This is a genomic window from Flavobacterium microcysteis (assembly GCF_006385255.1).
Lineage (GTDB): Bacteria > Bacteroidota > Bacteroidia > Flavobacteriales > Flavobacteriaceae > Flavobacterium > Flavobacterium microcysteis.
In genome coordinates, this window is sequence record NZ_VFJE01000032.1 from 1 (window position 1) to 859 (window position 859).

The following is an 859-nucleotide window of genomic DNA, read 5'->3' on the forward strand; positions in this document are numbered from 1 at the left end:
GCTACTGACCTATGCGGTAATACTGCCGAGCATACTCAAGTGGTTAGTGTGACCGATACTCAGGCTCCTGCGTTCGAAGGAACACTGCCTGCTGCCGAACTGGCTGCGTCTTGCGACAACATCCCGGCTGCGGCTACGCTTACTGCAACCGATGCTTGCGGAACTGCAACCGTAACTTTTGCCGAGACTAGGACTGACGGTGCTTGTGCCGGAAGCTATACCCTTACAAGAAAATGGACTGCTACTGACCTATGCGGTAACATTGCCGAGCATACTCAAGTGGTGACTGTAACCGATACCCAGGCTCCTGCATTCGTTGGAACACTGCCTGCTGCCGAAGTGGCTGCGTCTTGCGACAATATCCCGGCTGCGGCTACGCTTACTGCAACCGATGCTTGCGGAACTGCAACTGTAACATTCGCCGAGACTAGGACTGACGGTGCTTGTGCTGGAAGCTATACTCTTACAAGAAAATGGACTGCTACTGACCTATGCGGTAACACTGCCGAGCATACTCAAGTGGTTAGTGTGACCGATACTCAGGCTCCTGTCTTTGCAGGAACATTGCCTGCTGCCGAACTGGCTGCGTCTTGCGACAATATCCCGGCTGCGGCTACTCTTACTGCAACTGATGCTTGCGGAAGCGCAACGGTAACTTTTGCCGAGACAAGAACTGACGGAAACTGCCCATCATCATATATATTAACTAGAAAATGGACTGCTACTGACCTTTGCGGAAATACTGCCGAGCATACTCAAGTGGTTAGTGTGACCGATACTCAGGCTCCTGCATTCGTTGGAACATTGCCTGCTGCCGAACTGGCTGCGTCTTGCGACAATATCCCGGCTGCGGCTACGC

1 protein-coding gene is annotated in these 859 nt (G+C 52.9%); it reads left to right on the forward strand.

From position 1 onward, the window contains the following. A partial coding sequence (locus FJA49_RS18330) for an HYR-like domain-containing protein (RefSeq protein WP_449404090.1) occupies window positions 1-859 on the forward strand: 859 nt, incomplete at both ends.